This window comes from Tropicimonas sp. IMCC34043 (assembly GCF_003390845.1).
Taxonomy (GTDB): Bacteria; Pseudomonadota; Alphaproteobacteria; order Rhodobacterales; family Rhodobacteraceae; genus Tropicimonas.
Window position 1 is genome coordinate 17,898 of record NZ_QMEK01000009.1, and the last position, 25,006, is coordinate 42,903.

The window sequence follows — 25,006 nt, forward strand, 5'->3', positions numbered from 1 at the left end:
CTCAGGCGCGGTATCTGTCCAGAAGCGTCGTCAAACGATCGACCGCAGCCACGGCGGCGTCGTGGTCTTGCGAGAAGTTGAGGCGAATGCTGTCGCCCGTATGAGGGCTGAACTCGGTTCCCGGCGTTACGATGACCCCGGCTTGCAGCCTCAGTGCCCGAACGAAGTCGGTAGGGTCTATGGTCAATGGAGGCAGTTGCGGGAACAGGTAGCTGCCTGCTTCCGGCATGCGCGCAGCGCAACCTCCAATTGTCCGAAAGCGAGTCAGAAGTTCATCCCGGATCGTTTGATGCTGGCGCGTCCTTTCGGTCATCCAGCCGTCGGGCTCATTGAACCATGTGTGCAGGACTGCCTGGGAATATCCGCTCGCGCGGAGCGAGACGATGGCCTGAAGCTGCTCCATGCGGGAGATGATGGCACTCGAACCGAAAGCGACGCCGAGGCGAAAGCCGCTCAGCGATTCCGTTTTCGACGGACCCATGATCGTCACGACCTTCTCGGGATCCACGTCCGACGCTCGCAAATGCGTGTAGCGTACGCCCTCGTAGCAGAGGCGGGAATAGAGCTGGTCCACGATCACTGTCGCCCCGTAGCGCGTGGCGAGCGCCGCGATCTGGCCGATCTCCTCCGGCGAATAGACAACTCCAGTCGGATTGTTCGGGTTGGAGAAAAGGAAGGTCTTCACGCCGGCGCGAAAGACATTCTGCAGTTCATCGAGGTCGATCCCCGCCGTCCCGGATGCCTGTTCGCCATAGCGCAGCTGAACTGGATGGATCTCGGCGCCAAGGAATACCGCGAGTTTTCGGTTGGCGAAGTAATCCGGCTGCACGATGGCAATCTTGTCGCCCGCGCCCACGGTGGCGGCAACTGCCAGGAACAGGGCTCCCTGCGTTCCGGGGGTGACGATCAGCCCGTCGCCGGCATCGACTGTTGCTCCGGTGAATTCCGCCAGACGGACGGCAAGCGCGTCACGAATGCCCGCATCGCCCCGGTATTCCGTGTAGGCTTGCGCGCCGCCGCGTTCAAAACCGTTCACGAACGCACCAAGCGCGCCCGGTGTCGGCGCATGCGCATCGACGTCGCCATGCGAGAAATCGACCGGCCTCCCGGGAAGGGGGGGACCCTTGAGAAACGAACTGGCGTCCGCTGATGTCTGGCGGCTTTCCTGCCCCGGTGCGTTGTCCGTCGCAAGCTCTGCGAATTTCTCCAGGATCGACATGTTTTTCCCGTCCTTTGTCCCGACTGTCTCGACAACGGTCCTAGAACTGCTGAACCCAAAAAAAAACTGTTTTTATGCTTCTTCAGACAGTAGAGAATCTATCTTATGGAGATCCGGAATCTCGAAACATTCCTGGAAGTCGTCGAGCGTGGCTCGGTCGCCGAGGCTGCCCGAAGGATGAACCTGACACCGGCCGCGCTCTCGCAGCGTCTGCTCGTTCTGGAACAGGAGTTGGGCCAAACGCTCGTGACGCGTGTCGGGCGCACGATGCAGCCAACCGAGGAAGGCCTCGCCATGCTTGCCGCTGCGCGCAGGGTCGTTTCCGGTGCGCGGGACCTTCGCGCTATCGCCGCCAATGGGGAACCAGCGGGACAACTTCGGCTGGGCGCCATCGCGACTTCAGTCACCGGCCTGCTGCCGGAGGTGATCGTCAACCTGAGCCAGGCGCATCCGTCCATCGAATACTTTGTTCAGCCCGGTTCTTCTGCGGATCTCTACCAATTCGTCATGGACGGCGATCTCGATGCTGCGATCATCGTCCGGCCCAACTTTGCGCTGCATAAGTCGTTGCACTGGCAGCGGCTGCGTACCGAACCGCTCGTCTTCCTTTCTCCCGAAGAGAGCGCTCCGGCGGACCCGCACGACCTGATGCGCGCAAAGCCTTTCATTCGGTATGATCGAAATTCGTGGGGTGGGAGGATCATTGACCGTTACCTGCGCGCGCATGGCCTGGTCGTTAAGGAGTTCCTGGAACTCGACGGTCTCGAAGCGATTGCGGCCATGGTCAACCGTGGTGTGGGCGTCGCGCTCGTGCCGGATTGGATGCCGCCGTGGCCGGCGGGATTGCGTCTGCGCAAGACCATTGTGTCGGTCAGCGACAGTCGGGAAATTGGCGTTGTCTGGCGATCTGCTGGTGCCCGGAATGCCGCTGTCGGTGTATTCGTCGAAGCCTGCACGGCAGTAGTTGCTGATGCGACCTCACGCCTCTAGGAACGTGTCTGTGTTGACCATTTCGCAGTGAGAACAAACCGCCTCAGCGCGGATGAAGATACAAGGGGGCAATCATGAGTGCGGATCTGAAAGTCGGCATCGCCGGGCTTGGCGCAATTGGCCTGCCGGTGGCGCGTTGGCTCGACGCGGGAGTGCCCGGGCTCAGGCTCGCTGTCGTTTCTTCCTCCTCGATCGACAAGGCGCGGTCGCTGACGGAAAGTTTCACCAATCCACCCGAGGTCGTTGCGCTCGAGGAATTGCCCCGTCACGCAGACGTCGTGATCGAGGCACTGCCGCCGGATCGTTTCCGATCATTGGCAGTTCCGGCGATCGAGGCCGGGTCCACACTTGTCGTGGTCTCGCTCACGCAACTCCTTGCGAACATGGATCTCGTAGACCGGGCGCGTCAGACAGGCGGCCGGATCATCGCCGCCACCGGCGCCATCGCGGGACTGGACGCGGTCCGCGCCGCTGCGAAGAGCAACCTCATCCGCGCCGTGATGCGCACCCGAAAGCCTCCGGCGAGCCTCGCGGGGGCAGCATTTGTCCGGGAAGCGAATATCGATCTTTCGGAATTGACCGAACCGCTTTGCCTTTATAGCGGAACCGTCACTGAAGCGGCGCAGAAATTCCCGGCAAATGTGAACGTTGCGGTCGCCCTATCGCTGGCCGGATGGGGGCCTGAACGCACGGATTACGAAGTCTGGGCCGATCCGGGCATTGACCGCAACACCCACGGCATCCTGATCGAAACGGATGCGATAAAGCTGGAGATTTCCGTCGCCAATGTGCCGAGTTCAGAGAACCCGGCGACTGGCAGGATTACACCGCTTTCCGTGATGGCTGCGCTCGAGCGTCTGGTGTCGCCTCTTACAGTCGGCTCCTGAGTCAAGGGCCGCCCCGACGTGAGCGGGGGCGGCCGCATTCTTCATCGACTGTGGGCATGCGTTCATGCCCTGCCTGCTATAGGCTGCGGACCAGTCCGCCATCGACCCGAAGGCTGGTGCCGGTGATGTAGCCTGCTTTGCTGGAGCAAAGGAAGGCCGCGGCATCAGCGAATTCCTGTGGATCGCCGTAACGCCCGGCCGGGATCGTCGCCAGTGAGGCCGCGGCGACTTGCTGCGGTGTCTTTCCGGTCCGCTTTGCCGCCGCAAGGTCGAGTTGATCCACTCGGGCGGTATGAATGCGACCGGGGATCAGGCCGTTGACGGTAACGCCGTCGCCTGCGACTTCGGCCGAAAGCGTCTTCATCCATCCGACCAACGACAGGCGAAGCGTGTTGGAGAGCCCGAGGTTCGGTATCGGCTGTACGACTCCAGAAGAAAGAAGCGTCAGGATACGCCCCCATTTCCGTTCGCGCATGCCGGCCAGGAGAGCCGTGGCAATACGGATTGGCGATTCGACCATCGGACGCACCAGTGAAACGAGATCGTCCGTTTCGAGCTGTGCCATCGGCCCAGGCTTTGGCCCGCCGCCGTTCAGGACAACGATATCAACCTGATGATCCGCTTTCAGCGCGATGATCGCCCGGTCCACGGAAGCTGCATCCGCGAGGTCGACAGGCATCGCGGTAAGGTTGCCGTCGCTCTGCGGCTGCAGGCGGGCAACCGTTGCCTCAAGAGCATCGCTATTGCGCGCAGCCAGGATGACATTCGCGCCCTCTCTCGCAAGGGTTTCGGCGATTGCTTCGCCCAGCCCACTGGAGGCGCCGAGAACGAAAGCTGTTCGCCCTTTCAGTCCAAGATCCATTTTCTTCTACCTTTCCGTAGGTTAGGCGGCCAGCTTGGCTTCGAGGCGACGCATCAGGCGATCGATCTCTGCAGCGTCGATGGATGAGAGGCGTGGGCCGGGCGCGCGAGCGCCGGCATGGGCGATGGCCCCACGCTTCATCAGGATGTATTTACGGATCGCGAGGCCGAGGCCGATCTGTTGCTCGTGCCGAAGGATCGGGATGTAGCGGTCGAAGAGATCTTCAGCGGCGTCCGGATTACCTTGTTGATGCATCGCCACGGTCTGAACAAGTGCTTCCGGATACGCAAAACCTGTCATGGCTCCGTCCGCTCCACGCTGAAGTTCTTGTGGAAGGTAGAGGCCGCCATTTCCGCAAAGAATCGAAAGGCGTGGCGTCTCCCGTTCGGCCTCGTCCTGACGAAGCCGCGTAAGCTTCGGCATCCCTGGCCAGTCCTCATGTTTCAGCATAACGATTTGGGTCAGATCCTCGGTCAGTTTTCGGATCAATGCGGGAGAAACCGGAACGCCAGTTGACAGGGGGAAATCCTGGAAGACGACAGGAACGTTCGTTCCGATCTGGTCGCAGACGGCATGGAAATAGCCTTCCACGCGATCCTCCCGCGCAGGACCGCGGGTTGGCGCGATCATAACGCCCGCGGCACCCTTGTCCATGGCGTAGGAGGTGAGTGCGGACAGGCCAGTCAATCCAGGGTTGGAAACGCCGACGACGACCGGGAGGTCGCCCGTGTGTGCGAGAACCGTGTCGATCACACCGCGCTGTTCATCGGCATCGAGCTTGTCGGCTTCGCCCATCATGCCGAGAATGGTCATGCCAGTGACTCCGTGCCCGATATAAAAGGCGACGAGGCGAGCCAGGCTGTCGTGGTCCACTGTGCCATCTTCTTTGAACGGCGTTGCGCAAATGACGAAAACGCCGTTGGTCTGTCTATCGATTGGCCGTGACAAGGCTGATCTCCTGTTGGTCATGAGCTGATTCCGCTTCGGTGCCGCCGCTCTCAATTGGCGTTCCCGCGATGCCCGCTCCGATTTCTCTCAAATGGCGCCTGCCGAGTGTGCCAAGCCCGGTATTTTGTGCATAAAAAATGTGCAAAGTGATGGACGGACCGCAAATTTCTCGGCTAAGCTTACATATGGGATACTGTTGGTATACTGAAAATGCAAGCGACAACGGGCTTCCAAAGCACACCAACCAGAAAGAGATCTGCGATGAAACAGAACTTGAAATTTGCAGCGGCGACGGCGGTCGCGTTCGCCATCGGAGCGACCGCGGTGTCGGCCCAGGTCAGCTGGGACATGTCTGTTGTCTGGCCAGAAGGCAATTTCCACACCAAGAACGCGATCCAATTTGCTGAAAAGGTGCGCGAGGTGACGGATGGCGAGGTGAACATCACCGTGCATTCCGGCGGTGCGCTTGGCATCAAGGGGCCCGAGGGTATGGCGGCCGTGCGCGACGGTTTGGTTCCGATCGCCGATATCCTGATGAGCCAGCAGGTCGGTGAGAACCCGGCCTTCGGCGTCGAGACGCTGCCGTATCTCGCGCCGACGCTTCCCGATCTTGCGCTTCTGCACAAGTTCTATCGCCCGATGATCGAATCCATCGCCGAGGAGATGAACCAGAAGCTGCTCTACATGGTGCCATGGCCGGGACAGGCTGTCTATTCGCCAAACAAGATCGAGACCCTTGCCGACCTTGATGGTCTGACGATCCGTGTGGTCGATGCCAATGGCAACGCCTTCTTCGACGCTCTTTCCGCTGCTCCGCTGCAAATGCCCTGGGGCGAGGTGGTGCCTTCGCTGGCGGCCGGCACGATCAAGGCTGTGACAACCTCGTCTTCCTCTGGTGTGGACGGTGCCTTCTGGGAGTTCATGGACAACATTAGCACCTTCAACTGGCAGGCTTCTTCCAACATCGTGACCGTGAACCTGGACGCTTGGAACGCACTGTCCCCGGAAGATCAGATGGCAATCGAGAATGCCGCGGCCTCCCTCGAGGGGCAGTTCTGGCTGAATTCCGCCAATGAGGATTCGGCCAAGATCGCCACGCTGGAAGAGAATGGCATGACCGTTTCCGTGCCCTCGCCGGAACTCAAGGCAGAACTGATCGAAAAGGCCATGCCGCTTTGGGAAGCGTTCAAGGAACGTGTTCCGGAAACTGCGCCGGTCATCGACTCCTACCTCGCGGTACGCGGCAAGTGAGTGTTCGTGGTGCGTGAGAGTTGGTCGTCACGCACCAATCCCGACCGGCATCGCACAGCTTCCTTTTTCTCCCGGGGACGCGGTGCCGGTCATCTCCAAGGAGACGGCAATGGTCAAAGTGAACGAAGAATACGGCCCCTACCAGCGCCTGATCGCGGCAATCGACAGGTTGTCGGCCTTTGGAAACTACGTCGCTGGCCTGTCGTTGCTGGCGATATTGGTGATGATGTCTGGCGAGGTCCTGTCGCGAAATATCCTCGGGGTGTCGCTTGCCTTTTCATGGGAGTTCTCGGCCTATGCCATGGGGGCTGCCTTCATGCTGGCATCTGCCGGAGCAATGCGCGCGGGCGCCCATGTTCGGGTGACCGCAGTTCTCGAGGCGGTGCCCACGCCGGTCGCGCGACTTTTGGAATTCGCTGCCTGCATTGCCGGCGGGCTGGCTTGCCTGGCTCTGGCCTGGTCACTGTGCGAAATGACCTGGCTTTCCTTCCAGCGCGGCTCGACATCTTCGACAGTTATGCGCACGCCACTTGTCTGGCCTCAAGGCGTCGCTGCGTTCGGAGCTATTGTGCTCGTGTTGCAATGTCTCGCGCAATTCCTGCGACTGCTCCGCGGCGAAAGAATTGCCGTCGGCGTGGCGCTTGAATGATTGCCGGTCAAACCCGGCAATCAAAGCAATGAAAGACAATAGATGACAAAGACCGCACTAACCCTCGTCGGCCTGATGGTGTTGCTGCTCGGTTCCGGCGTCTGGATCGGTGCCGGCCTGATTGGCAGCGGTGCCGGGATTCTGGCAATATTCCGCCCGCAAATGCCTTTCCTGAAGCTTCTGGCGCAGCAGGCGTGGAACGTGCTCTCCAGTCCGGAATTGCTGGCACTGCCGCTTTTCATCCTGATGGCCGAGGTCTTGTTCCGGACCGACATCGCCAAGTCGCTCTTCACCGGCTTGTCGCCCTGGTTGCGGCGTGTGCCCGGACGGCTCTGCCATATCAACGTGCTCGGGTGTACGCTTTTCGCGTCCGTATGCGGCTCGTCGGCGGCGACGACGGTGACCGTCGGCCGGATCACCGCTGGTGAATTGCTGAAGCGCGGCTACGACCGGAAACTGGTCATCGGATCGCTTGCCGGGGCAGGGACGCTCGGTTTCCTGATCCCGCCTTCGACCATCATGATCATCTACGGCGTCATGGCGGAGGAATCGATCCTGCGGCTTTTCATCGCCGGCATCCTGCCCGGCCTGCTGCTCGCCGGGGCCTATATGGGCTATATCGGCGTTCGTGCCCTGATGGAACCCGATCACGTGGGAACCGCACCAGCTTCGACGACGCTGCGCGAGAAGATGGCCGCACTCGTAGGCCTCGGACCGCTGATACTGCTGATCCTTTTCGTTATCGGTTCCATGTATGGAGGGATTGCCTCGCCCACGGAAGCGGCCGCGGCGGGCGTTCTCGGTTCCATCGTCATCGGCGTCGCTCAACGCAAGCTCGATCTTCAGGGCTTGATCCTCGCGGCGCGTCAGGCCGCGGAAAACTGTGCCATGATCGGGCTTATCATCATCGGCGCGATGTTTCTTTCTACGGCCATCGGATATCTCGGACTGCCGCGCCACATCGCGCAGGTTATCGAGGGGTGGGGCCTCACGCCGCTGATGCTGATCGCGGTCCTGCTAGTGTTTTATATCCTGCTGGGGATGGTGATGGAAGGGATGGCGATCATCGTCATGACGCTGCCCATCACGTTGCCACTGGCGCAGGCCGCGGGTTACGACAAGATATGGTTCGGTATCTTCATCGTTATCGTGGTGGAAATGGCTCAGATCTCGCCACCGGTGGGGTTCAATCTGACGGTTATTCAGCGCCTGACAGGGGAGAGCATTGGGAGCGTGACCCGCGCTACGATGCCGTTCTTCCTGATCATGGCCGCATTCGTTCTGTTGATTGCAGTCTTTCCGGGTATTGTGAGCATCGTGCCCGATCTGATGCGCAACTGATCGGCTGAGAAAACGAAACGAAAGACGCCCGCCCTTCGAAGGGCGGGCGTCTTTCGTCGCGCCTCCAGAAAACTCCAAAAAAAACGCCCGGTCGGTATGGCAGTTCCTCGGACTCGAAACCCCATGGGTTCCCGGTCGCGGTCAGCGAAGAGTCATCTGACGGGGAAGACTGGACAGGGTTTCTGCACCCGACGGCGTCACGATGACCGTCTCCGAAACGCCCACGGTGAACTGGCCGTAATCTCGTAATGTTACTGGCAGGTGGAATACCATGCCCGGCTCCAGGCGCCGCGTGACGTCGGAGAAGAGAGACAGGATTGCACCCTCTCCCCAGTCGGGGGCGAAAGCGACCCCCATGGAATAGCCGACGCGTTTGCGGAAGGCAGCGGTATACCCATCGGAATCGATCACGGCCTGGGCCGTGTTGTGGATTTCCGCACAGGGCACATCGGGTTTCATTGCGGCGAGTGCCGCATCCAGGGCCCTTTCGGCGCAACTCATCATGCGCCGGGCAGCTTTGGGCGGTTGCCCGATCCAGGCCGAGCGCATCAATGCGGCGTGATAGCGGTCGTGGCTCGCGGCCAGTTCGAGGAAGATGCCGTCGCCGTCCACGAGTTCGCGACGTCGCCACGTGGCGTGGGGTATGCCCGAACGCGGACCGGAGGACACCAACGGTTCCATCGCCATTGCCTCGGAGCCGGCCGCGATCGCACCCGCCATCATTGCGGCTGCGACGTCGTTCTCCGAAACACCGGATGCGCAGACAGCTATGGCTGCTTCCATCCCTGACTGTGCGTAGGATGCCGCCTTTCGGATTGCGTCGAGTTCGCGTGGCGATTTCACTGCTCGCAGATCTTCCACCCAGCCGGAGCCATCCACCAGCGCGATGCCGGAGAGTCCCCGGGAGAGACGTTCCGACATTTCCGGGCTGACGAACCAGCCCTGTCGTTCCAAAGCGAGACGCTTCGGTGCCAAGCTGCGCAACAGGGCGGATAGTGCCGTGGCGGGGTGTTCGCCATCTTGGTAGGCGCGGATATCTGTCAGCCAGGTCGATGCGCGGGCGCCGGTGGTCTCAAGCTGGCGAACCAGCAAGACCGGTTCGCCGCCGGAGGGCACGACCAGTGCCTGGAATGCGAAATAGCCGGCGGTCTGGCGACCGCACGCCCAGAAGATGTTTTCCGGGCCAGTAAGCAGAAGGGCGTCGGCCCCCTCGGCCACGATCCGTTTCTGCAGAGCTGCAATTCGGGCTGCGAATTCGGCCTGGGGAAAGACGGCTTCGCGGCCCGCTCCAAGAAAAGCGCCGCTTTCGATCAAATCTGACATGGGCCTGTCAACCTCTGGAAAACGTACTGAGGAAGCGTTGCTTCACATGGTCGAAGTGGCGCGACATGGCATCCCGTGCGGCGTCCGGATCATGGCGTTCGATTGCGTCGATGATCTCGACATGTTCGCGTGCCTGGTCGGTGAAGGTGTCGTATGTCCGGGTGAGGGTGCATCGCCGCGCAATGGCCCGTTGTTCTTCGAGGATCCGTGGGAGCAGGGTGAGCCTCGCGGCGAGCGCGACCTCCATGTGAAAGCGCTCGTCGGCCTTCCAGAATGCATCGAAGGTGGTATCACTTGCCTTGACGATTTCCTTCATTTCGGAGCGGATCGCCTCCAGTTCTTCGGTCAGGCCGAATTCCGCCGCCCGCGCCGCGGCGGCGCTCTCGAGCTTCTGGCGGAGCTTCACGATTTCCAGCAATTGTTCGATATTCACCGACCGCACGAGGATGACTCCATTCTGGAGCCGGTCGATCAGCCCTTCCTGTTCAAGACGTGAAATGGCCGTGCGCAGGGGCGTTCTGGAAATGCCCAGATCTTCGGACAGGCCGCGTTCGGAAAGCACGGATTCCGCTGTGACGCGGCCATCGAGGATCTGTTCCTTGAGTTGGCGGTAGGCCGAATTCGAGAGGGTTTCCCCGGTCATGAAGTCGCTCCTGCGGCTATGGACAAGAAGACCGCCTCGGCAGCGGCCGCGAGGTCGGCCTCATTCATGGCTTCATCCGGGCAATGACTGCCGTTCCAGTTGCGGATGAAAACCATCACGCTCTTCCAGTCGGCCGTGGCAAAAGCGGCTGCGTCGTGCCCGCCGCCCGAGAGCATGCGTCTCGGCTTGTCGCCCCGCAGTCCCGCGCCGCGATCAACGAAATCGGCCATCTCTGATGAGAGCTTCGCAGGTTTCGAGCGGCTTTGCGTGCCAAGTGCGAACCTTATGCCTCGATGAGCCTCCTCGATCTTCGCGATCTCGGTCTTGAGTTCGCGATCCGCATGTTCGAGCACGGCTTCGTCGTCGGAGCGCATATCGAGGCAGAAGCCCGCTTCCCCAGCGACCTTGGCCATGGCGTGCTGGGGAGAGGCTGCGTCCACCTTGCCGAAGGTCACGGTGAGATCCGCGCCTGTGGAACGGATGCGATCCCAAACCTTGTTCATGGCGACGATCAGTTCGGCCAGCGCAACGACCGCATCGGCCCGGCCTTCTCGTGGCGCCGCGCCGGAATGCGCCCAGGTGCCGTGAACTTGCGCCGCGCGGTACCGCATTCCACCGCGTATTGCCGTGACGATGCCGTAGGGCTCGCCGGCTTCGTACAGCATCGGTCCCTGTTCGATATGGAATTCGAGAAATCTTGCCGGGGAAGGTGGCGTCTGCGCGAGAACCTCATCGGCCCGGTAACCTTGTTGCGCCATGTGCTCGGCCAGCGTGAGACCGGTATCCGCACGCTTCGCCTGAAATTCCTCGGCCGTCAGTAGCCCTAGCGCAGAGCGCGAGCCGACATAGGAGACAGGAAACCAGACGCTCTCTTCGGCGCGGGTCACCGTGAGCACGATATCCGTCGCCGGGGTGATTCCTTCTGCACGGATAGCAGCCAGAATGGCGAGCGCCCCGGCCACGCCGGCCTGTCCGTCATAGGCGCCGCCCTGGCTCACCGTGTCCAGGTGCGATCCCATGTAGAGGGCGGGGGCGGTGCGATCGGAGCCTGCCATGCGGGCAAACAGATTGCCCGCAGCGTCGCGACTGATCTCAAGCCCAAGCTCAAGGGCCTCGTCCTCAATTATCAGGTGTGCCTCGGACTCCAGGTTGCTGTAGGAAGGACGGGTCCAGCCCGGTCCATCCTCCGAAAGCGTGTTCACCCGGGAAATGACACGAGCGATAGTTTCCCGGATTGTCGCTGCGGCATGGTCGCTTACGCGAACTGCGCAAGGGGACAGCGTTTTCATGCTGGCGTCCTTCGAATTTCGGGGTTGAGCGTGGTATCGGGCAGTCTGCCCGCAAGCGCCGTAAGAACGTGGCCTGCGGCCCCCAGAGCTACTCGGCTCAGCGCCTCCTCGGTGGTGGCTCCGAGATGTGGAGTAAAGATCACATTCGGGAATTTCGCCAGCGGACCCATCGGTGCCTCAGGGCTGTAGACATCCAACGCAGCGCCGCCGAGATGACCGCTTTCCAGAGCGCCGAGCAGCGCGGTCTCGTCGACAAGCCCGGCGCGGGCAACATTGATCAGGAACGCGCCGGGTTTCATCGCTGCAAAGCGCTCGGCGTTCATCATGTGCCGGGTTTCGGGACGCATCGGCGTGTGAAGAGTTACGAAGTCCGCTTCGGCCAGCCCAGATTCCAACGAAGCTACGCGCTCGAAACCATTCAGGTCCGGCGCGTTCGGTGAATGGACGAGCACATTCATGCCAAATGCGGAATCTGCCATCCGTCCGAATTGGCCACCGATCGCGCCCCAACCGACGACCAGCGCGGTTTTTCCGTCAAGTTCATGAAATGATGCGGATTCGCGAAAGTTCGGCCGGCCGGACCGTTCGGCCCGATCGGCCGCAGGGATGCCACGGCCGAGCGCCAATGCCAGCCCGAGTGTCAACTCGGCGACCGAACGCGCATTGGCTCGGGGCGTGTTCGCAACCAGCACACCTTTTGCGGCCGCGGCTTCCTTGTCGACTGCGTCATGCCCGGTGCCATGAACGACCACAATCTGAAGTCCGGCGGCGGCCGCGAACGCAGCCGCGGGAAAACCGGCATCCCGGGTGATGACGGCATCGCAACCGGGGATCATGCGGACCATCGTCTCCACATCAGGGCTTGGGCACAGGATGGGCTCAACCCCCTTGCTTCTCAGCAACGCGTAGCCGTCCTCATGCATCGGTTGGACGATCAGACATTTCATCTGTCTTGTTCCTCCACAGTCTGAAAACCGTCCAGGCGCTTGAGGATTGCATCCCGCGCATTCTCCAGATGGTCGCGCATCTTTTCCGAAGCAGCTGCCGTGTCGTTCCGGCGCAATGCATCAATGATCTCCAGATGCTCTTCGCAGCCTTTCAGAAACCGCTCCGGGACCACCCGATGGTCGAAAATGCAGGTCCGCCTGTGCAGGTCCGAGATGACCTTCGCGACCGTTCGATTGCCAGCGGCGTCCGCGATCATGGCGTGGAACTTGCCGTCAATATGCCATTGTCTGTCGCTCTCGCCGGGCCCTTCGCGCATTATCGCGCGGGTGAGAGCTTCTATCTCGTCGAGTGCTTCCGGCGGGACCGCACTTGCCGCGTTGGCACAGTCCGGCTCGAGCGAGAGACGAATGAAGAAGATTTCTTCCACCTCTTCGGGTTCAACGCGTCGCAACCGGGTAAAACGCCCTTGCAGTTCCGCCAGACCCTCACTTTCGATCCGCTTGATTGCCTCGCGAACCGGCGTGCGCGACACGTCCAGAAGGTTGCCCAAAGCCGCCTCCTGCAGGATCTCGCCGGGTTTGAGTCTCCCGTCGATGATCATGTCGAGTATCTTGGAATAGGCCTCTCTGGCCAGGTTGGAAGAGGTCATATCGTTGAAAATCCATTCATCGATTAGTCGTCACCGATTATTTGTTCAGGAGTTGAGAAGCCACCGATCAGATCGCAGGAGAGCAGGTAGTCCGCAGACAGCGCACAATCCGATTTGATCACCAGGTTGCCGAGCATCCGATTGAGCCGGGCCGCTTCCTCAATTGCGATCTCTTCGGCCGTGTCGCGGTCCACCACGGCGAAACGGAACTGCGTTCCTGTGACCATTTGGGCCAGGCGGGGTAGGTCGGCCGAAATGACTGTCGCGATCTTGGGGTAACCTCCGGTCGTCTGCGCTTCGGCCATTAACACCATGGGCTGTCCCGAACCCGGAACCTGGATCGCCCCGGCGATTGTCCCGTCGGAGACGATGTCGTGGCCACGTTCAGCGGGCAGGGGCGGGCCTTCGAGCACGGTTGCCATTCGGTCCCGCTTCGGAGTGATCGAGAATGCTTCTTCTGTCAGGCGCGCCTTCACTTCGTCGCTGAAGTATCCGTCCTGTGGGCCCAAAACAATGCGGATGGGACGGTCACTGCACGACGAATCCACCATTGGCGCGTTCAAACGCAGGCAAATCTGTTTCCTTGGCGGCGGTCCCAACGGAAGGCGGTCTCCTGCCCTGAGCCTACGACCTTCGTGCCCACCCAATCCGAAACGCAGGTGGGTGGCGCGCGCATTCAGAACTTCCGGCACGTCGATCCCGCCGGAAATAGCCAGGTAGCCCCAGGTTGCGCCGCGAAGGAAACCTAGCCGCAAATCCTCGCCTGGTTCCAGGCGGTGGCATTCTCCGGTCGGACGATACCGGTTGCCCACCTTGATCTCGCAATCGCCGCCAGTGACTGCGAAGTGGATCGGGCGGTTGGCACGAAAGCTTCCCCCGGCGCCTGCGAATTCCAGCCCCGCAGCTGCGGTCGGGTTGCCGCAGAGCGCATTGGCCAGAGCAAGCGAGGGGGCATCCATCGGTCCCGCGGCGGACACGCCAAAATGCCGCAAACCGGACCGGCCCTGGTCCTGGACAGAAAGCATCGGGCCTGTGTCGATCACTTCAAGCGTCATGGCGTGTCATCTGGCCTTGCTATGTCTTCGCCCGCAGCGATGCGCCCGGCCATCTCCTGAGCCTCTTCGATCGAGACCGGGGTGAATTGCACGCGATCTCCAGCCTCAAACAGGAACGGGCGAGGGCGATTGGGGTCGAAAGCGCGCCACGGTGTCCAGCCGAGGAAACGCCAACCGGAAGGGCCGGGAACCGAGTTGATGCTAGCCTGCTGACCACCCAGGCCAATTGCCCCGGCGGGAATCGCCTGGCGCGGCTGCGGCAGGCGCGGCGTGTGCAACGCTCTGGGGACCCCGCCCAGATAGGCAAAACCCGGCGCAAAGCCGATCATGTAAACTCGGTATTCGGCGCTTGAATGGAGCATGATCAACTCGGCTGTCGTCATGCCCTTCGTCTCGGCAAGTTCCTCCAGATCCTGTCCAATCTCGCCCCCGTAGGCAACCGGCACCCGCCAGCGCCGCGCAGGCCGTTCCGCCAGTTCGATGCTGGTCAGTCTCGCCAGGACTTCGCCTTCCAGCACCAACCCTCGCAGTCGCGTTGGGTCGTACAGGATTTGCAGCGAGCGGTAAGTCGGCACGACTTCCGTCACCCCAGATACCGGCATGGCTTGGAAACTGGCGCCGAGGGCGATGACGTGATCATTCGCGGTTGCGTCAACTTCTTCGCTGAACTCAACCACGAGCGCTCGGTCGCCAAGAGGATGAAAGGTCGGCTTCATTTTTTTTTAGCTTCCCGGCGCGCACTGCCCGTTCATGGGCGGTCGTTGATCGCGGAGAAATTCCTTTCTGTCTGTTCGTCCTGCGTCCATCAATTGGATCTGCGAGCGATCGTGTTCGAGAGGCCGCTTGCCATTTCAGTATACCACCTGTATTCGGAAGTGAAGCGTCAAGGTGGCAGATTCCGAAACTGGCTGACTCTGAAGACGAGAAAACAAGCGACTACAGACTTCTGCCGCACCCTCTTAAGCATCTTCTTGAAAGGATCGAGTTGATGACCCGAACACTGGATTTCAATTGCGACATGGGCGAGAGCTTCGGTGCATGGACGATCGGCGATGACGCAGCCATGCTAGAGCTTGTCAGCACGGCAAACATTGCCTGCGGTTTCCATGCCGGCGATCCGGCGGTGATGCGCCGGACGATCCGCATGGCAAAGGCCAATGGCGTCTCAGTCGGGGCGCATCCCTCTTTCAACGATTTGTACGGCTTCGGCCGCCGCCGCATCTCTGGCGAACGCCCGGAGGATCTGGAAGCACAACTGATTTACCAGATTGCTGCTGTGCAGGGGATGTGTGCTGCCGAAGGGCACACCATGACCCACGTCAAGACCCACGGCTCGCTCGGCAATATGGCGGCCGTGGATCCGGACCTTGCCAGGCTCTGCGCGCGAGCCGTCAAGCTGGTTGACCCGTCGTTGGTATACGTGTCGCTTCCCTATTCGGAGACCTATGCTGCTGCAGAAAAGGCGGGCTTGCGCGTGGCCTGCGAAATCTATGCCGACCGCAGCTATACGGACGCGGGCGAGTTGACCCCAAGGAACGAACCCGACGCGGTGATTCACGATCCACAGGAAAGCTTGGATCAGGTGTTGGAGATGGTGGTCAACGGTGTGATACCCACCACCGGCGGGAAGCGTCTGCCGGTAGAACCGGCAACCCTCTGTGTTCATGGCGACACGCCCGGTGCCGCCATCATTGCTACCCGCCTGCGCAAGGCACTGGAAGAAAACGGTGTGGTTATCGCGCCCTTTGCGAAAAGTTGAACATCTGATGTCACGCATTGTCTATCTGAACGGCGAGTGGCTGCCGGAGGCCGAGGCCAAGGTTTCCGTCTTCGACCGCGGGTTCCTGATGGCGGACGCCATCTATGAAGTAACCTGCGTGCTCGACGGAAAACTGGTTGAATACGCCGGGCACGCCGCCCGACTGCAGCGTTCGGCACGCGAACTTAAACTCGCACTGCCTCTGGATGATGACGAACTTCTCTCTGTTCACCGTGAAATCGTCGCGCGCAACAGCGTCGATCAGGGAATGATCTACCTCCAACTAACGCGCGGTGTTGCTGAGCGGGACTTTGTGTTTCCACCTGAAGGCACGCCGACGACACTGGTACTGTTCACGCAAACCAAGAACGTGCTCGTGAACCGCGCGGCGGAGACAGGCATCTCGGTGGCGCTCCTCCCCGATCTTCGTTGGGCGCGTCGTGACATCAAGACGGTGCAGCTTCTCTATCCGTCCATGGCGAAGATGGAAGCAAAGGCCCGAGGCGCCGATGATGCGTGGCTCTACGAAGATGGCATGGTCACCGAAGGAAGCGCAGCGACCGCACATATCGTTACTTCCGACGGTCGGCTAGTAACACGGGATCTGTCTCGCGCGTTGTTGGCTGGTGTTACCCGCGCATCCATTCTGGAGCTCGCAAAGGCCCACGGAATGATTGTCGAGGAACGGGCGTTCTCTCCCCAGGAAGCTCTTCAGGCGAGGGAGGCATTTATCACGTCTGCCACGAATTTCGTGGTGTCAGTCGTGAAGGTCGACGATGCAACCATTGGCGATGGCACTCCGGGGGAATTCGCGCGGGTACTTCGAAATCACTACGTGGAAACTCGCCGGGCGGCGGCGATCTGAGATAGGGAACATCCGGTCTGGCTCAGACCCCTGCCGCTTCCACAGCGGCCGGATCCTGCAGCGAGTTGGGTGTTCCGAAAATCCAGAGCCGGGCGCTGCTCACTGCTGGGGATCTGCAACCCAAGGCGCGGACCCGCGGACCCAAAGTGCGGACCCAAAGTGCGGACCCAAATTGCTTCTCTGTCACTGGCGGACTTGAGGGCAAAAGCCCCCCGCATAGCGTGACCGGCCGCGAAGGACCCAAGCACGGAGAGGGGATCGGGCGCCGGGAGCCTCGCATCGGCCTCCCTCCCGATCATGCCATGAATATGCCCGCAATATGCATGAGCGTACCTGACAGAGACGCATCTCTGCCGTTCGCCGCGAGAGCACGATCTAGGTGCGAACTCAGTGTTCGCGTGCGGTCTGAGCGACTTGCAGCGATGGCCAAATGTTCAAAGCCCTATCCGCTAGCGCCTCGCCTCTCTCCCTGATTTGGTCCTCGTTCCAGTCGTCCCTCTTCAGGAACCATTTGTTCAGAAACAGGCCTGTGTGCTCTTCCAGCTTGCCACGCTTTTCGATGAAACCTTTGTTTCCAGAAGAGATATTCAGGCTACCCGTCAAAAGGGTAAGGTTCCCGAGGGTGTGAAGAACCCTGTTTCGGGTTTCAGATTTGGCGTCGTTCGACCAACGTTCGACGAACTCGCCATCCGCAAAAGGCCACTCCTCAGTCCAAGAAACCGGCAAGACATGCTCGGTCCACAAGCCTGAAGGCATGGCGGTCTTCTCCGAAAACTTCGTCCGGCTGGCTTCTTCCAGTTCCCACAAGACGTCCTTGATCCTCGTCTGCGGTGCCAGTGTGTAGGCCGGCTTGGATAGTATCCCCTGACGGAATTCTTCGTTGCCAGGAAAGCGGGTACTATCGCCTGTGCGCTGCGCAAAATAGCTTTCCATCGCTTCGACTGAGGGGCCGGTCTCTAGGAAGACCTGCGAAAGGCTCTGAAAGACTCGGTTGAGGTTCTTGGCGGTCAATCCTGACAACGCCCGGCGCACGACGTAGGAATAGACAAGCCTGTAAAGCTTTCTTTTTGCGTCCGCATTCATCTCGGCTGCGTTGATTTGCATGGCGACGGGATATGCAGTCGTGACTTGCCAAGCCGCCAACTTGCGCCCGAGCCAGTGCAGATCAGGATCTTCTTCCAAGCGGCCTTCGAGCGTCTCGTAGAACGGTGAGTACTTGCCGAGCAGTTGAAGCTCATCTTCGACCTTTTCAAAGCGCGGCTTGCCTCTAGGCACAGCGAATGCTCGATATTCGGCATAGAGCTCCCGCATCGAGATTTTCTGGCCAGTCTCGGCGGCAAGCACATGTGTTAGGAAATGATCAATCCGGGGTCTCGTGGGACGGGCGAAAGGAGCGGGCTCCTTCCACCACGCATGATCGAAGGGGTCCCAAAGGTCATGGTAGAGGTCTTCGACCTCGGCCTCCTCCTTCTCCGCCCGATAGAAGATGTTGTTGCGCACGAGATCCATCGCAAGCAGCGGCTCACCCTTGGAGTTTAGTGTCTCGAAAATTACTTGCGCGTCGTCGTCTTCGCCCAAGGTGATGACAACAAGCTTCATTCGATTCAGAAGCGCTGTCAGCATGGCCTCCAAACGTTCTCGGATCGCCTCGCCGGTATCGGTCTCGTCCGAGATGGTTGGCATTTCGCCGTCCACCTCATCATCCTGGCTCAATTCGGCCGAACCGAATTGGGCGAAATGGTCGATGAGGCCATAGAACTCCTCGTAGGCGCGCAAAGCGCGAAACTGGGTGTTCTTCGGAACACGACCACCCCAATAGTGCTTGCCGTATCGGTTTCTGATCGTGCTGTGCTCCGCCTCCAAGATGTCGTGGAAGATCTCTTGATCCGAAGGCGTTGGGGTTAACTTGAAGCGGGTTAGCTTGATCTCAGCATCCAAGGCCTCGATTTGATCGTCGAGCTGGGCGAGCGTTGCGGTCAGGACCTTCAGTGAGGCCCGTGCCGTCGTTGGCAGATCCGACTCGTCGTCCGCGACCAACGCAATCAGGCGCCGGGCATTCGTCGCGCCCTGCGGCACGACCTGACCGTATTCGGTGAGGTGTCCGCGGAGCGCGTTGATGGCCTGGGTGCGCTGCCGGATGAGCAATTCTCGGACGCGGAAGACGCTGGCCGCCCCCTGCGCTTCTTCGCTCTTCACGGGCACGAAGCGCATGTTCGGTCTCTGCGCAGCTTCGCAGATCGCCTCCGCGTCAGCCGCATCGTTCTTTTGCCGCTTGACGAACGGCTTCACGTAGGCGGGCGGGATTAGCCTGATGTCATGGCCGAGCCGTGCCAGCTCCCGCCCCCAGAAATGGGTGCCACCGCAGGCTTCCATCGCCACGAGGCAGGGCGGCAGCTTACTGAAGAACTCCAGCACCGCGGACCTTCTGAGCTTCTTGTGAAAGACCACGCCGCCTCTGGCGTCAGCACGTGGACCTGGAACACACTCTTCGCGAGATCCAATCCGACCGTGGTAATCTCCGACATGACCGCCTCCCAAATGGGTTGTTGCGATCCCACCTTGGCACGTTGATGCCGTCGGGGGGCGGTTACAGCATCAGAGCCCTCCCGCTCTACAATAGTAGGGCAGCGCGCTGTCTGGGCTGTCACGTAGACCCATCTGCGCCATTGTGGTCCCCAGTTACCGAATAACTGCCGTTTCGTGCTCCGGGGGCTCCGTTAGGGCATTTTTCGAGGTGCTCAAGAGTGGACTTCAGCCAGTCGATAAAACGGCGCACCTTGCGGCGGTTCAGGTGGGGGCTGGGGCAGACCAGCCAGAGAGACTGCTGCCAGACGTTCTTCAGGCCCGGCCTCATTGGGCAGATCAGCCTGCCGCTTGCAAGCTCCGCCGATGCGGTAAGCCGGGATTCAAGTGCAATGCCGAAACCGCTTGCAGCCATGTCGATTGACATATGCGCCCGGTCGAACAGCGTTCGGCGAAGCGGCTTGCCCGGTTCGAAGCCCTGTATCTCAAACCACCTTGCCCATTGCGTCACGTTCTTCACCGAGTGAATCAGCCGATGGTCCGGTAGGTCCTCGATATCAAGGCTTGCAGGCGCGGCATATTCCGGCGCGCAAAGCACTTGCACCGGTTCATCGGCAAGACATTCCACATACATGCCGCGCCAATCCCCAGCTCCGTGGCGGATTTCGAGGTCGATATTCTCGCGCGCAAAGTCCGGTGGATCATTGGTTGCATCGAGACGAAGCTCAATATCAGGGTGCTTTTCGATGAAATCAGGCAGACGTGGTAGAACCCACTTGTTGGCGAAGGTCGGCGCCACGCGGATGTTCAGCACAGTGAATGAGTTCAGACCGCGCATCTGCTCGGTCGCTACGGTGATGCGCTCGATCTCGTCCCGGATCAGTTCATAATAGCGTTCGCCCGCTTCGGTCAGCACCACTTTACGGCCGGTGCGGCTGAACAGTCGGACCCCGATATGCGCCTCGATAGCATGGATCTGTTGGCTGACTGCTGAGGGGGTCACGCCCAGCACCTCCGAAGCCCCCTGCATGCTGCCGGTTCTGGCGGTGGCGTGAAAGGCGGTTATGGCACGGAACGGAGGATGCATACGGTTAAGGTAGACTAATGATTCATGAGGTAAAAGTCGTTTGAACTTTATCGTCATGGGAGCTTACGGTGCCATCATGCCACCGATTATGGCTTCGGAGGAGAAAGCCAATCGGTGGCCATTTATCAACGCCCGTCCGGGCGCTTTGGGAGGAAATCAATGAAACTCAATTATCTGGCGCTTTCTGCGGTGTCTCTTGTTATGTCCACAGCCGCGGTGCACGCCCGCGAAATCCACCTTGGTCACGCATCGGCGGAAACCAACCCGCGCCACGATGCCGCACTCTTCTTTGCCGAGAAGGTTGAAGAGCTGTCCGGCGGCGAAATGACCGTCTCGGTCGCCTCTAACGCCCAGCTTGGCGACGATGCCGAGATGATGACCGCTCTGCGCCTGGGCACGCTCGACATGTCGATCTCCAGCCAGGGCGCTATGGCAAGCATCATCGAAGAAGCCACCGTCGTCGGCCTTCCCTTCCTCTTCGACAGCGCCGACGCGGCCTGGTCGGTGATGGATGGTGAGGTCGGGGATATGCTGACCGACCGCGCCGAGGAAAAGGGCGTGATCGTTCTGGGCTACTGGGACAACGGAATCCGGCTAATTACCAACAATGTTCGTCCCATCATCGAGCCGGCCGACCTTCAGGGGCTCAAGATCCGTATTCCGTCGGACCCCATGGCGAATGACATCTTCTCGACGCTCGGCGCGAACCCGGTGCCGATCCCCTTCGCGGAAACGTACGTGGCGCTCCAGCAGGGCGTGGCCGACGGGCAGGAAAATCCCGCCGTGAACATCGAAAGCCAGAAGTTCCAGGAAGTGCAGGACTATATCTCGCTGTCCTACCACAAGTGGGAGTTCCTGCCGCTGTTGGCCAGCAAGGTGACCTGGGCGCAGTTCACGGAGGAGGAGAAGGGCTGGCTGTCCGAAGCCGCGACCGCCGCGACCGAGTACCAGCGCAACAATGCCAACGAAGCCAACGAGACATCGCTCGCGATCATCTCCGAAGCTGCGGAGGTAAACGAGATCGACACCGAGGCGTTCCGCGAAGCGACCGCCCCTGTCTATGACAAGTGGCGCGAGAAATACGGCGATTTCGTCGATGCCTTGGTCAGCCAGTCGCAGGCCTATTCCTCCGCGGCCGTGTCGCAATGACCGACCGCAGCGCGGCCTGTCCCGGCGCGCGTGATCCGGGCATTGCCCGAATCACGTGGCGTCTCGCCGAAGGAACGGACGCGATCATCACGCGCCTGACCCAGATCACCGGTATTCTTTCCCTGGTCGGACTGTTCGTGGCCATCTTCGCCGGGGTCGCGCTGCGCTATCTGACTGAACAGGGGGCGGGCTGGGTGAACGAGGTTCCCTATCTCCTGTTCCCCTGGCTCTGCGCGAGCGCCTTCGTGCTCGCGGCCCAGGCCGGTGGCCATATCTGCGTCGAAGCGATGCAGTCGTCTTTGCCGCGCCGCGCCGCCGCGCTCATGTCCCTGCTTGTCCACGTGATCGCCATGCTGCTTTTTGCCTGGCTGACCCGCGCGGGGCTGACGGTGATCGAAGTGACCATGTCCGAGTTCTATCCGATCCTGCGCATCCCAACCGCATGGGGCTATGGCGGGCTGACCGTGGCCTGCGCGCTACTTTCCCTGACTGCCCTGACCGGCATCATGCGAACCCTCCTGACCGGTGAGGATGCCATCCAGCAACGCCGCGACATTGCCGCCGGCACCGAAACGGAGGTGACGCTGTGAGCATTGCCCTTCTTGTCGCCTTCGGGCTTCTCATGCTGACCGGTCTGCCTATCGGCTTTTCGCTGATCCTTGCCGCCGCCATCGCCCTTGTCGGGTTCGGCGGCCTGCCGGACACCATCGTCATGCTGCGCTTCTACCAGCCGACGCAGAATTTCGTGATGATCGCCATTCCGTTCTTCATCCTCTCGGGGATGCTGATGATGACCGGTGCGCTCGGGCAGCGACTGATCGACTTCGCCACGCGGCTGGTGGGGCGATTCCGCGGGGGGCTCGGGCAGGTCAACGTCATGGGCTCGACCCTGTTCGGCGGGGTCTCCGGCTCTGCGGTGGCCGATGCCTCGGCCATGGGCGGGATGATGATCCCCTGGATGACTCGCGAAGGCTATCCGGCGGCGTTCTCGGCGGCGATTACCGCGTCGTCTTCGATCATCGCCGTGCTCATCCCGCCCTCTATCCCGCTGATCCTATTTGCCACCGTCTCGAATGAATCCGTGGCCGACCTGTTCACCGCCGGGGTGGTGCCCGCGCTGGCGCTGTCCTTCGGACTGATGTTCACCTGCTGGCTGATCGCCAAGCGCCGGGGCTTCCAGGTTTTCGAGGGCGGTGCCGATGGCCCGGCCATCGGGCGGGTGATCCTCGCGGCGCTTCCGGCGATCTCGCTGCCGGTGCTGATCGTGATCTCGCTGCGCTTCGGCATCGCCACCCCGACCGAGGTCAGCGTCCTGGCGACCGGCTACGCCCTGCTGCTGCGCGCGGTTCTCTACCGCGACTTGACATGGGCCTCGATCGCGGCGGCGCTAATCGGCACGGTGATCACCACGGGCGTCGTCATGTTGGTGATCGCGGCATCGAACCTGGTGAGCTTCGTGCTGGCCTTCGACAACGTGCCGGGTCAGATTGCCGACTGGGCGACCAGCAACTTCAGCGAGCCCTGGCAGATCATCCTGCTGATGAACGTCTCGATGCTTGTCGTGGGCATGTTCATCGACCTCTCGGCAGCCATGCTGCTCATGGCGCCGCTCTTCGTCGCGCTGGCCAATGCCATCGGTCTCAACCTTACCCAGCTGGGCGTGATGATGACCATCAACCTCGGGATCGGCCTGTTCACCCCGCCGGTGGGAACGACGCTGTTTATCTCGTCCGCCATTGCGCGCGTTCCAGTCGGATCGGTCGTCCGCGAGATGTGGCCCTTCTACTTGGTCGCGGCCTCGGTTCTTGGCCTGACCGCCTTTGTCCCTGCCTTCACCGTCTTCTGAGGAGAATAGACATGAACCTTTATACCAAACTGATGCAGCGCCAGAACGACGGAAACCCCGTGCGCGTTGGCCTCATCGGGGCCGGCAAGTTCGGCTCGATGTTCCTGAGCCAGGTGCGTCACATTCCCGGCATGCACCTCGTCGGCATCGCGGATCTGTCGGCCGAGCGGGCCCGCAAGGCGATGGTCAACACTGGCTGGGATGCCGATGCCGCGATCACGAAGGATCTTGGCGATGCCATGAACACCGGCAGGACCTGCCTGACCGAAGACAGCTCCGCGCTGATCGCGACGCCGGGTCTCGACGTGGTGATCGACGCGACCGGCAGTCCCGCCGCTGGCATCCGCCACGCGCTTCTGGCAGCCGGGAACGGCTGCCACATGGTCATGGTCAATGTCGAGGCCGACGTTCTGGCCGGCGCCTACCTCGTGCAGGAGTTCGACAAGGCGGGCCTCGTCTATTCGATGGCCTATGGCGATCAGCCCGCGCTGGTCTGCGAACAGATCGACTGGGCGCGCACCTGCGGCTTCAAGGTCGTCGCGGCGGGCAAGGGCACCAAGTATCTGCCCAAGTTCGCCGCATCGACCCCTGACACCGTGTGGGACTACTATGGCCTGACCCCGGAAGAGGCGGCCGAGGGCGGAATGAACCCGCAGATGTTCAACTCCTTCCTCGACGGCACCAAGTCGGCGCTGGAGATGGCGGCGATTTCGAACGCAGCGGGTCTGCTCGCGCCACGCGACGGGCTGCTCTTCCCGCCCGCCGGCACCCATGACTTGCCCGAGGTGCTCAAGCCCAAGGCTCATGGCGGAATACTGGAAGAGGCGGGCATGGTCGAGGTGGTCTCGAGCCTCGAGCGCGATGGCCGTCAGGTCATCGGCGATCTGCGCTGGGGGGTTTATGTGACGCTCGAAGCGCATGAAGAAAGCGGCCTCGGTGCCGACTACGTGCGCCGCTGCTTCAAGGAATACGGCGTGACCACCGACAGCTCGGGGCGCTATGCCACGCTCTACCGTCCGTCGCACCTGATCGGGCTCGAGCTTGGCGTCAGCGTCGCTAGCGCCGCGCTGCGCGGCGAGCCGACGGGCCGCACCAATGGCTTGACCTCGGACGTGGTGGCGGTGGCCAAGAAGGCCCTGAAGCCCGGCGAAATGCTCGACGGCGAGGGCGGCTTCACCGTCTGGGGCCGGATCGCCCGCGCCGAGGATTCCCTGAAGAACCACGGTCTGCCCATCGGCCTGGCCCATGGCATGAAGCTCAAGCGCGACGTTGCGGAAGGCGCCATGCTGACCTGGGACGATGTCGAAGCCACGGACAGCCAGGCGGTGACCGTACGCCGCGCTATGGAACACATGTTCCGAGCGCGGCTGAAAAGCGCAGCCTGATACCTATTTCCGGCACCCGTGACGCGGGTGCCGCCCCCTCGGAGACGCCCCCATGATCCACCTCGTTGCCATGCAACTTGCCCGCCCCGGCTATGAAGACAAGCTGCGCCAGTCGTTGAAGGACCTCATCGAACCGACACGGGCCGAGGCCGGCTGCGTGCAATACGACCTGCATGAATCCAGCGCCGAGCCGGGGCGTTTCCTGTTCTACGAGATCTGGGAAACCCAGGCGCATCTCGACGCCCACGCGGCCTCGGACCACCTGACCGCCCAAATCGAGGCAAGCCGGGACTGGGCCGCACAAACAGAACTGCTGCCGCTCGACCTGATCGGCTGAG

The 25,006-nt window shown here is 61.2% G+C and carries 24 protein-coding genes and 1 pseudogene; 12 read left to right on the plus strand and 13 right to left on the minus strand.

What is annotated here, in order from left to right; genetic code table 11:
• Position 1: 1 nt before the first annotated feature.
• Positions 2 to 1,219 carry a pyridoxal phosphate-dependent aminotransferase gene (locus DQG17_RS20610; protein WP_116134822.1) on the minus strand — a complete coding sequence of 406 codons (1,218 nt, stop codon included), beginning with the start codon at positions 1,217 to 1,219 and terminating at the stop codon, positions 2 to 4.
• A gap of 105 nt (positions 1,220 to 1,324) precedes the next feature.
• Here DQG17_RS20610 and DQG17_RS20615 point away from each other — a divergent pair, with 105 nt between their 5' ends.
• Together DQG17_RS20615 and DQG17_RS20620 are read left to right on the plus strand one after the other, a co-directional pair.
• Positions 1,325 to 2,209 (plus strand): LysR family transcriptional regulator, encoded by an 885-nt coding sequence (locus DQG17_RS20615; protein WP_116134824.1) that lies wholly within the window; start codon positions 1,325 to 1,327, stop codon positions 2,207 to 2,209.
• Between the two features lie 74 nt (positions 2,210 to 2,283).
• Positions 2,284 to 3,096: an aspartate dehydrogenase gene (locus DQG17_RS20620; protein ID WP_116134825.1), complete on the plus strand. Its 813-nt coding sequence runs from the start codon at positions 2,284 to 2,286 to the stop codon at positions 3,094 to 3,096.
• A 76-nt stretch (positions 3,097 to 3,172) separates the two neighbouring features.
• Here the strand turns inward: DQG17_RS20620 and DQG17_RS20625 are convergent, their stop codons facing one another.
• Together DQG17_RS20625 and DQG17_RS20630 are read right to left on the minus strand one after the other, a co-directional pair.
• Entirely contained in the window at positions 3,173 to 3,958 is a 786-nt protein-coding gene (locus DQG17_RS20625) for an SDR family oxidoreductase (RefSeq protein ID WP_116134827.1), read from the minus strand.
• A 21-nt stretch (positions 3,959 to 3,979) separates the two neighbouring features.
• Positions 3,980 to 4,927 (minus strand): dihydrodipicolinate synthase family protein, encoded by a 948-nt coding sequence (locus tag DQG17_RS20630; RefSeq protein ID WP_369908093.1) that lies wholly within the window; start codon positions 4,925 to 4,927, stop codon positions 3,980 to 3,982.
• Between the two features lie 240 nt (positions 4,928 to 5,167).
• On the opposite strand from DQG17_RS20630, the gene DQG17_RS20635 reads away from it, so the two are divergent.
• The 3 genes from DQG17_RS20635 (at position 5,168) to DQG17_RS20645 (ending at position 8,147) form a co-directional block, all read left to right on the plus strand.
• A complete protein-coding gene (locus DQG17_RS20635; protein WP_116134831.1) occupies positions 5,168 to 6,157 on the plus strand; it encodes a TRAP transporter substrate-binding protein in 990 nt (329 codons plus the stop codon).
• A gap of 82 nt (positions 6,158 to 6,239) precedes the next feature.
• A complete protein-coding gene (locus DQG17_RS20640; protein ID WP_232829523.1) occupies positions 6,240 to 6,806 on the plus strand; it encodes a TRAP transporter small permease subunit in 567 nt (188 codons plus the stop codon).
• Between the two features lie 42 nt (positions 6,807 to 6,848).
• The gene (locus DQG17_RS20645; protein WP_116134835.1) at positions 6,849 to 8,147 is read left to right on the plus strand and encodes a TRAP transporter large permease; all 1,299 of its coding nucleotides are present in this window, start codon (positions 6,849 to 6,851) and stop codon (positions 8,145 to 8,147) included.
• A gap of 141 nt (positions 8,148 to 8,288) precedes the next feature.
• Here the strand turns inward: DQG17_RS20645 and DQG17_RS20650 are convergent, their stop codons facing one another.
• The 7 genes from DQG17_RS20650 to pxpB are packed head-to-tail and all read right to left on the minus strand — an operon-like array spanning position 8,289 to position 14,770.
• Positions 8,289 to 9,470 (minus strand): Xaa-Pro peptidase family protein, encoded by a 1,182-nt coding sequence (locus tag DQG17_RS20650; protein WP_116134837.1) that lies wholly within the window; start codon positions 9,468 to 9,470, stop codon positions 8,289 to 8,291.
• 7 nt (positions 9,471 to 9,477) lie between these two features.
• Positions 9,478 to 10,113 carry a GntR family transcriptional regulator gene (locus DQG17_RS20655; protein WP_116134839.1) on the minus strand — a complete coding sequence of 212 codons (636 nt, stop codon included), beginning with the start codon at positions 10,111 to 10,113 and terminating at the stop codon, positions 9,478 to 9,480.
• On the minus strand, positions 10,110 to 11,402 hold the full coding sequence (locus DQG17_RS20660; protein WP_116134841.1) for a hydantoinase/carbamoylase family amidase: 1,293 nt from the start codon (positions 11,400 to 11,402) through the stop codon (positions 10,110 to 10,112). Before DQG17_RS20660 ends, DQG17_RS20655 begins: the two co-directional genes overlap by 4 nt.
• Positions 11,399 to 12,349, minus strand: a complete 951-nt coding sequence (locus tag DQG17_RS20665; RefSeq protein WP_116134843.1) for a hydroxyacid dehydrogenase — start codon at positions 12,347 to 12,349, stop codon at positions 11,399 to 11,401. Before DQG17_RS20665 ends, DQG17_RS20660 begins: the two co-directional genes overlap by 4 nt.
• The gene (locus DQG17_RS20670) at positions 12,346 to 12,999 is read right to left on the minus strand and encodes a GntR family transcriptional regulator (RefSeq protein ID WP_116134845.1); all 654 of its coding nucleotides are present in this window, start codon (positions 12,997 to 12,999) and stop codon (positions 12,346 to 12,348) included. The genes DQG17_RS20665 and DQG17_RS20670 overlap by 4 nt, the downstream gene beginning before the upstream one ends.
• A 23-nt stretch (positions 13,000 to 13,022) precedes the next feature.
• Positions 13,023 to 14,054 carry a biotin-dependent carboxyltransferase family protein gene (locus DQG17_RS20675; RefSeq protein ID WP_116134847.1) on the minus strand — a complete coding sequence of 344 codons (1,032 nt, stop codon included), beginning with the start codon at positions 14,052 to 14,054 and terminating at the stop codon, positions 13,023 to 13,025.
• Positions 14,051 to 14,770: a 5-oxoprolinase subunit PxpB gene (gene pxpB / locus DQG17_RS20680; RefSeq protein ID WP_116134849.1), complete on the minus strand. Its 720-nt coding sequence runs from the start codon at positions 14,768 to 14,770 to the stop codon at positions 14,051 to 14,053. The genes DQG17_RS20675 and pxpB overlap by 4 nt, the downstream gene beginning before the upstream one ends.
• Positions 14,771 to 15,042: 272 nt before the next feature.
• On the opposite strand from pxpB, the gene DQG17_RS20685 reads away from it, so the two are divergent.
• Together DQG17_RS20685 and DQG17_RS20690 are read left to right on the plus strand one after the other, a co-directional pair.
• Positions 15,043 to 15,813 (plus strand): LamB/YcsF family protein, encoded by a 771-nt coding sequence (locus DQG17_RS20685; RefSeq protein WP_116134850.1) that lies wholly within the window; start codon positions 15,043 to 15,045, stop codon positions 15,811 to 15,813.
• A gap of 7 nt (positions 15,814 to 15,820) precedes the next feature.
• The gene (locus DQG17_RS20690) at positions 15,821 to 16,678 is read left to right on the plus strand and encodes a D-amino-acid transaminase (RefSeq protein ID WP_116134852.1); all 858 of its coding nucleotides are present in this window, start codon (positions 15,821 to 15,823) and stop codon (positions 16,676 to 16,678) included.
• Between the two features lie 387 nt (positions 16,679 to 17,065).
• Here the strand turns inward: DQG17_RS20690 and DQG17_RS21895 are convergent, their stop codons facing one another.
• The 3 genes and pseudogenes from DQG17_RS21895 to DQG17_RS20700 all read right to left on the minus strand — a co-directional run bounded on the left by DQG17_RS21895 (position 17,066) and on the right by DQG17_RS20700 (position 20,345).
• Positions 17,066 to 18,616, minus strand: a complete 1,551-nt coding sequence (locus DQG17_RS21895) for a DUF262 domain-containing protein (protein ID WP_232829531.1) — start codon at positions 18,614 to 18,616, stop codon at positions 17,066 to 17,068.
• Positions 18,602 to 19,203, minus strand: a pseudogene (locus DQG17_RS21900) (IS110 family transposase); the annotation flags it as partial. The gene DQG17_RS21895 and the pseudogene DQG17_RS21900, both read right to left, overlap by 15 nt.
• Positions 19,204 to 19,322: 119 nt before the next feature.
• Complete coding sequence (locus DQG17_RS20700) at positions 19,323 to 20,345, minus strand: LysR substrate-binding domain-containing protein (RefSeq protein ID WP_232829524.1); 1,023 nt, start codon at positions 20,343 to 20,345, stop codon at positions 19,323 to 19,325.
• 102 nt (positions 20,346 to 20,447) lie between these two features.
• On the opposite strand from DQG17_RS20700, the gene DQG17_RS20705 reads away from it, so the two are divergent.
• From DQG17_RS20705 to DQG17_RS20725, 5 genes are read left to right on the plus strand one after another with little or no spacing between them, the layout of a single operon-like run.
• Positions 20,448 to 21,437 carry a TRAP transporter substrate-binding protein gene (locus DQG17_RS20705; protein ID WP_116134854.1) on the plus strand — a complete coding sequence of 330 codons (990 nt, stop codon included), beginning with the start codon at positions 20,448 to 20,450 and terminating at the stop codon, positions 21,435 to 21,437.
• Entirely contained in the window at positions 21,434 to 22,027 is a 594-nt protein-coding gene (locus DQG17_RS20710) for a TRAP transporter small permease (protein ID WP_116134856.1), read from the plus strand. Before DQG17_RS20705 ends, DQG17_RS20710 begins: the two co-directional genes overlap by 4 nt.
• Positions 22,024 to 23,283, plus strand: a complete 1,260-nt coding sequence (locus DQG17_RS20715; protein ID WP_116134858.1) for a TRAP transporter large permease — start codon at positions 22,024 to 22,026, stop codon at positions 23,281 to 23,283. The genes DQG17_RS20710 and DQG17_RS20715 overlap by 4 nt, the downstream gene beginning before the upstream one ends.
• 11 nt (positions 23,284 to 23,294) lie before the next feature.
• Positions 23,295 to 24,668: an NAD(P)H-dependent oxidoreductase gene (locus tag DQG17_RS20720; protein ID WP_116134860.1), complete on the plus strand. Its 1,374-nt coding sequence runs from the start codon at positions 23,295 to 23,297 to the stop codon at positions 24,666 to 24,668.
• Positions 24,669 to 24,720: 52 nt separating this feature from the next.
• On the plus strand, positions 24,721 to 25,005 hold the full coding sequence (locus tag DQG17_RS20725; RefSeq protein WP_116134862.1) for a putative quinol monooxygenase: 285 nt from the start codon (positions 24,721 to 24,723) through the stop codon (positions 25,003 to 25,005).
• Position 25,006: the final 1 nt, after the last annotated feature.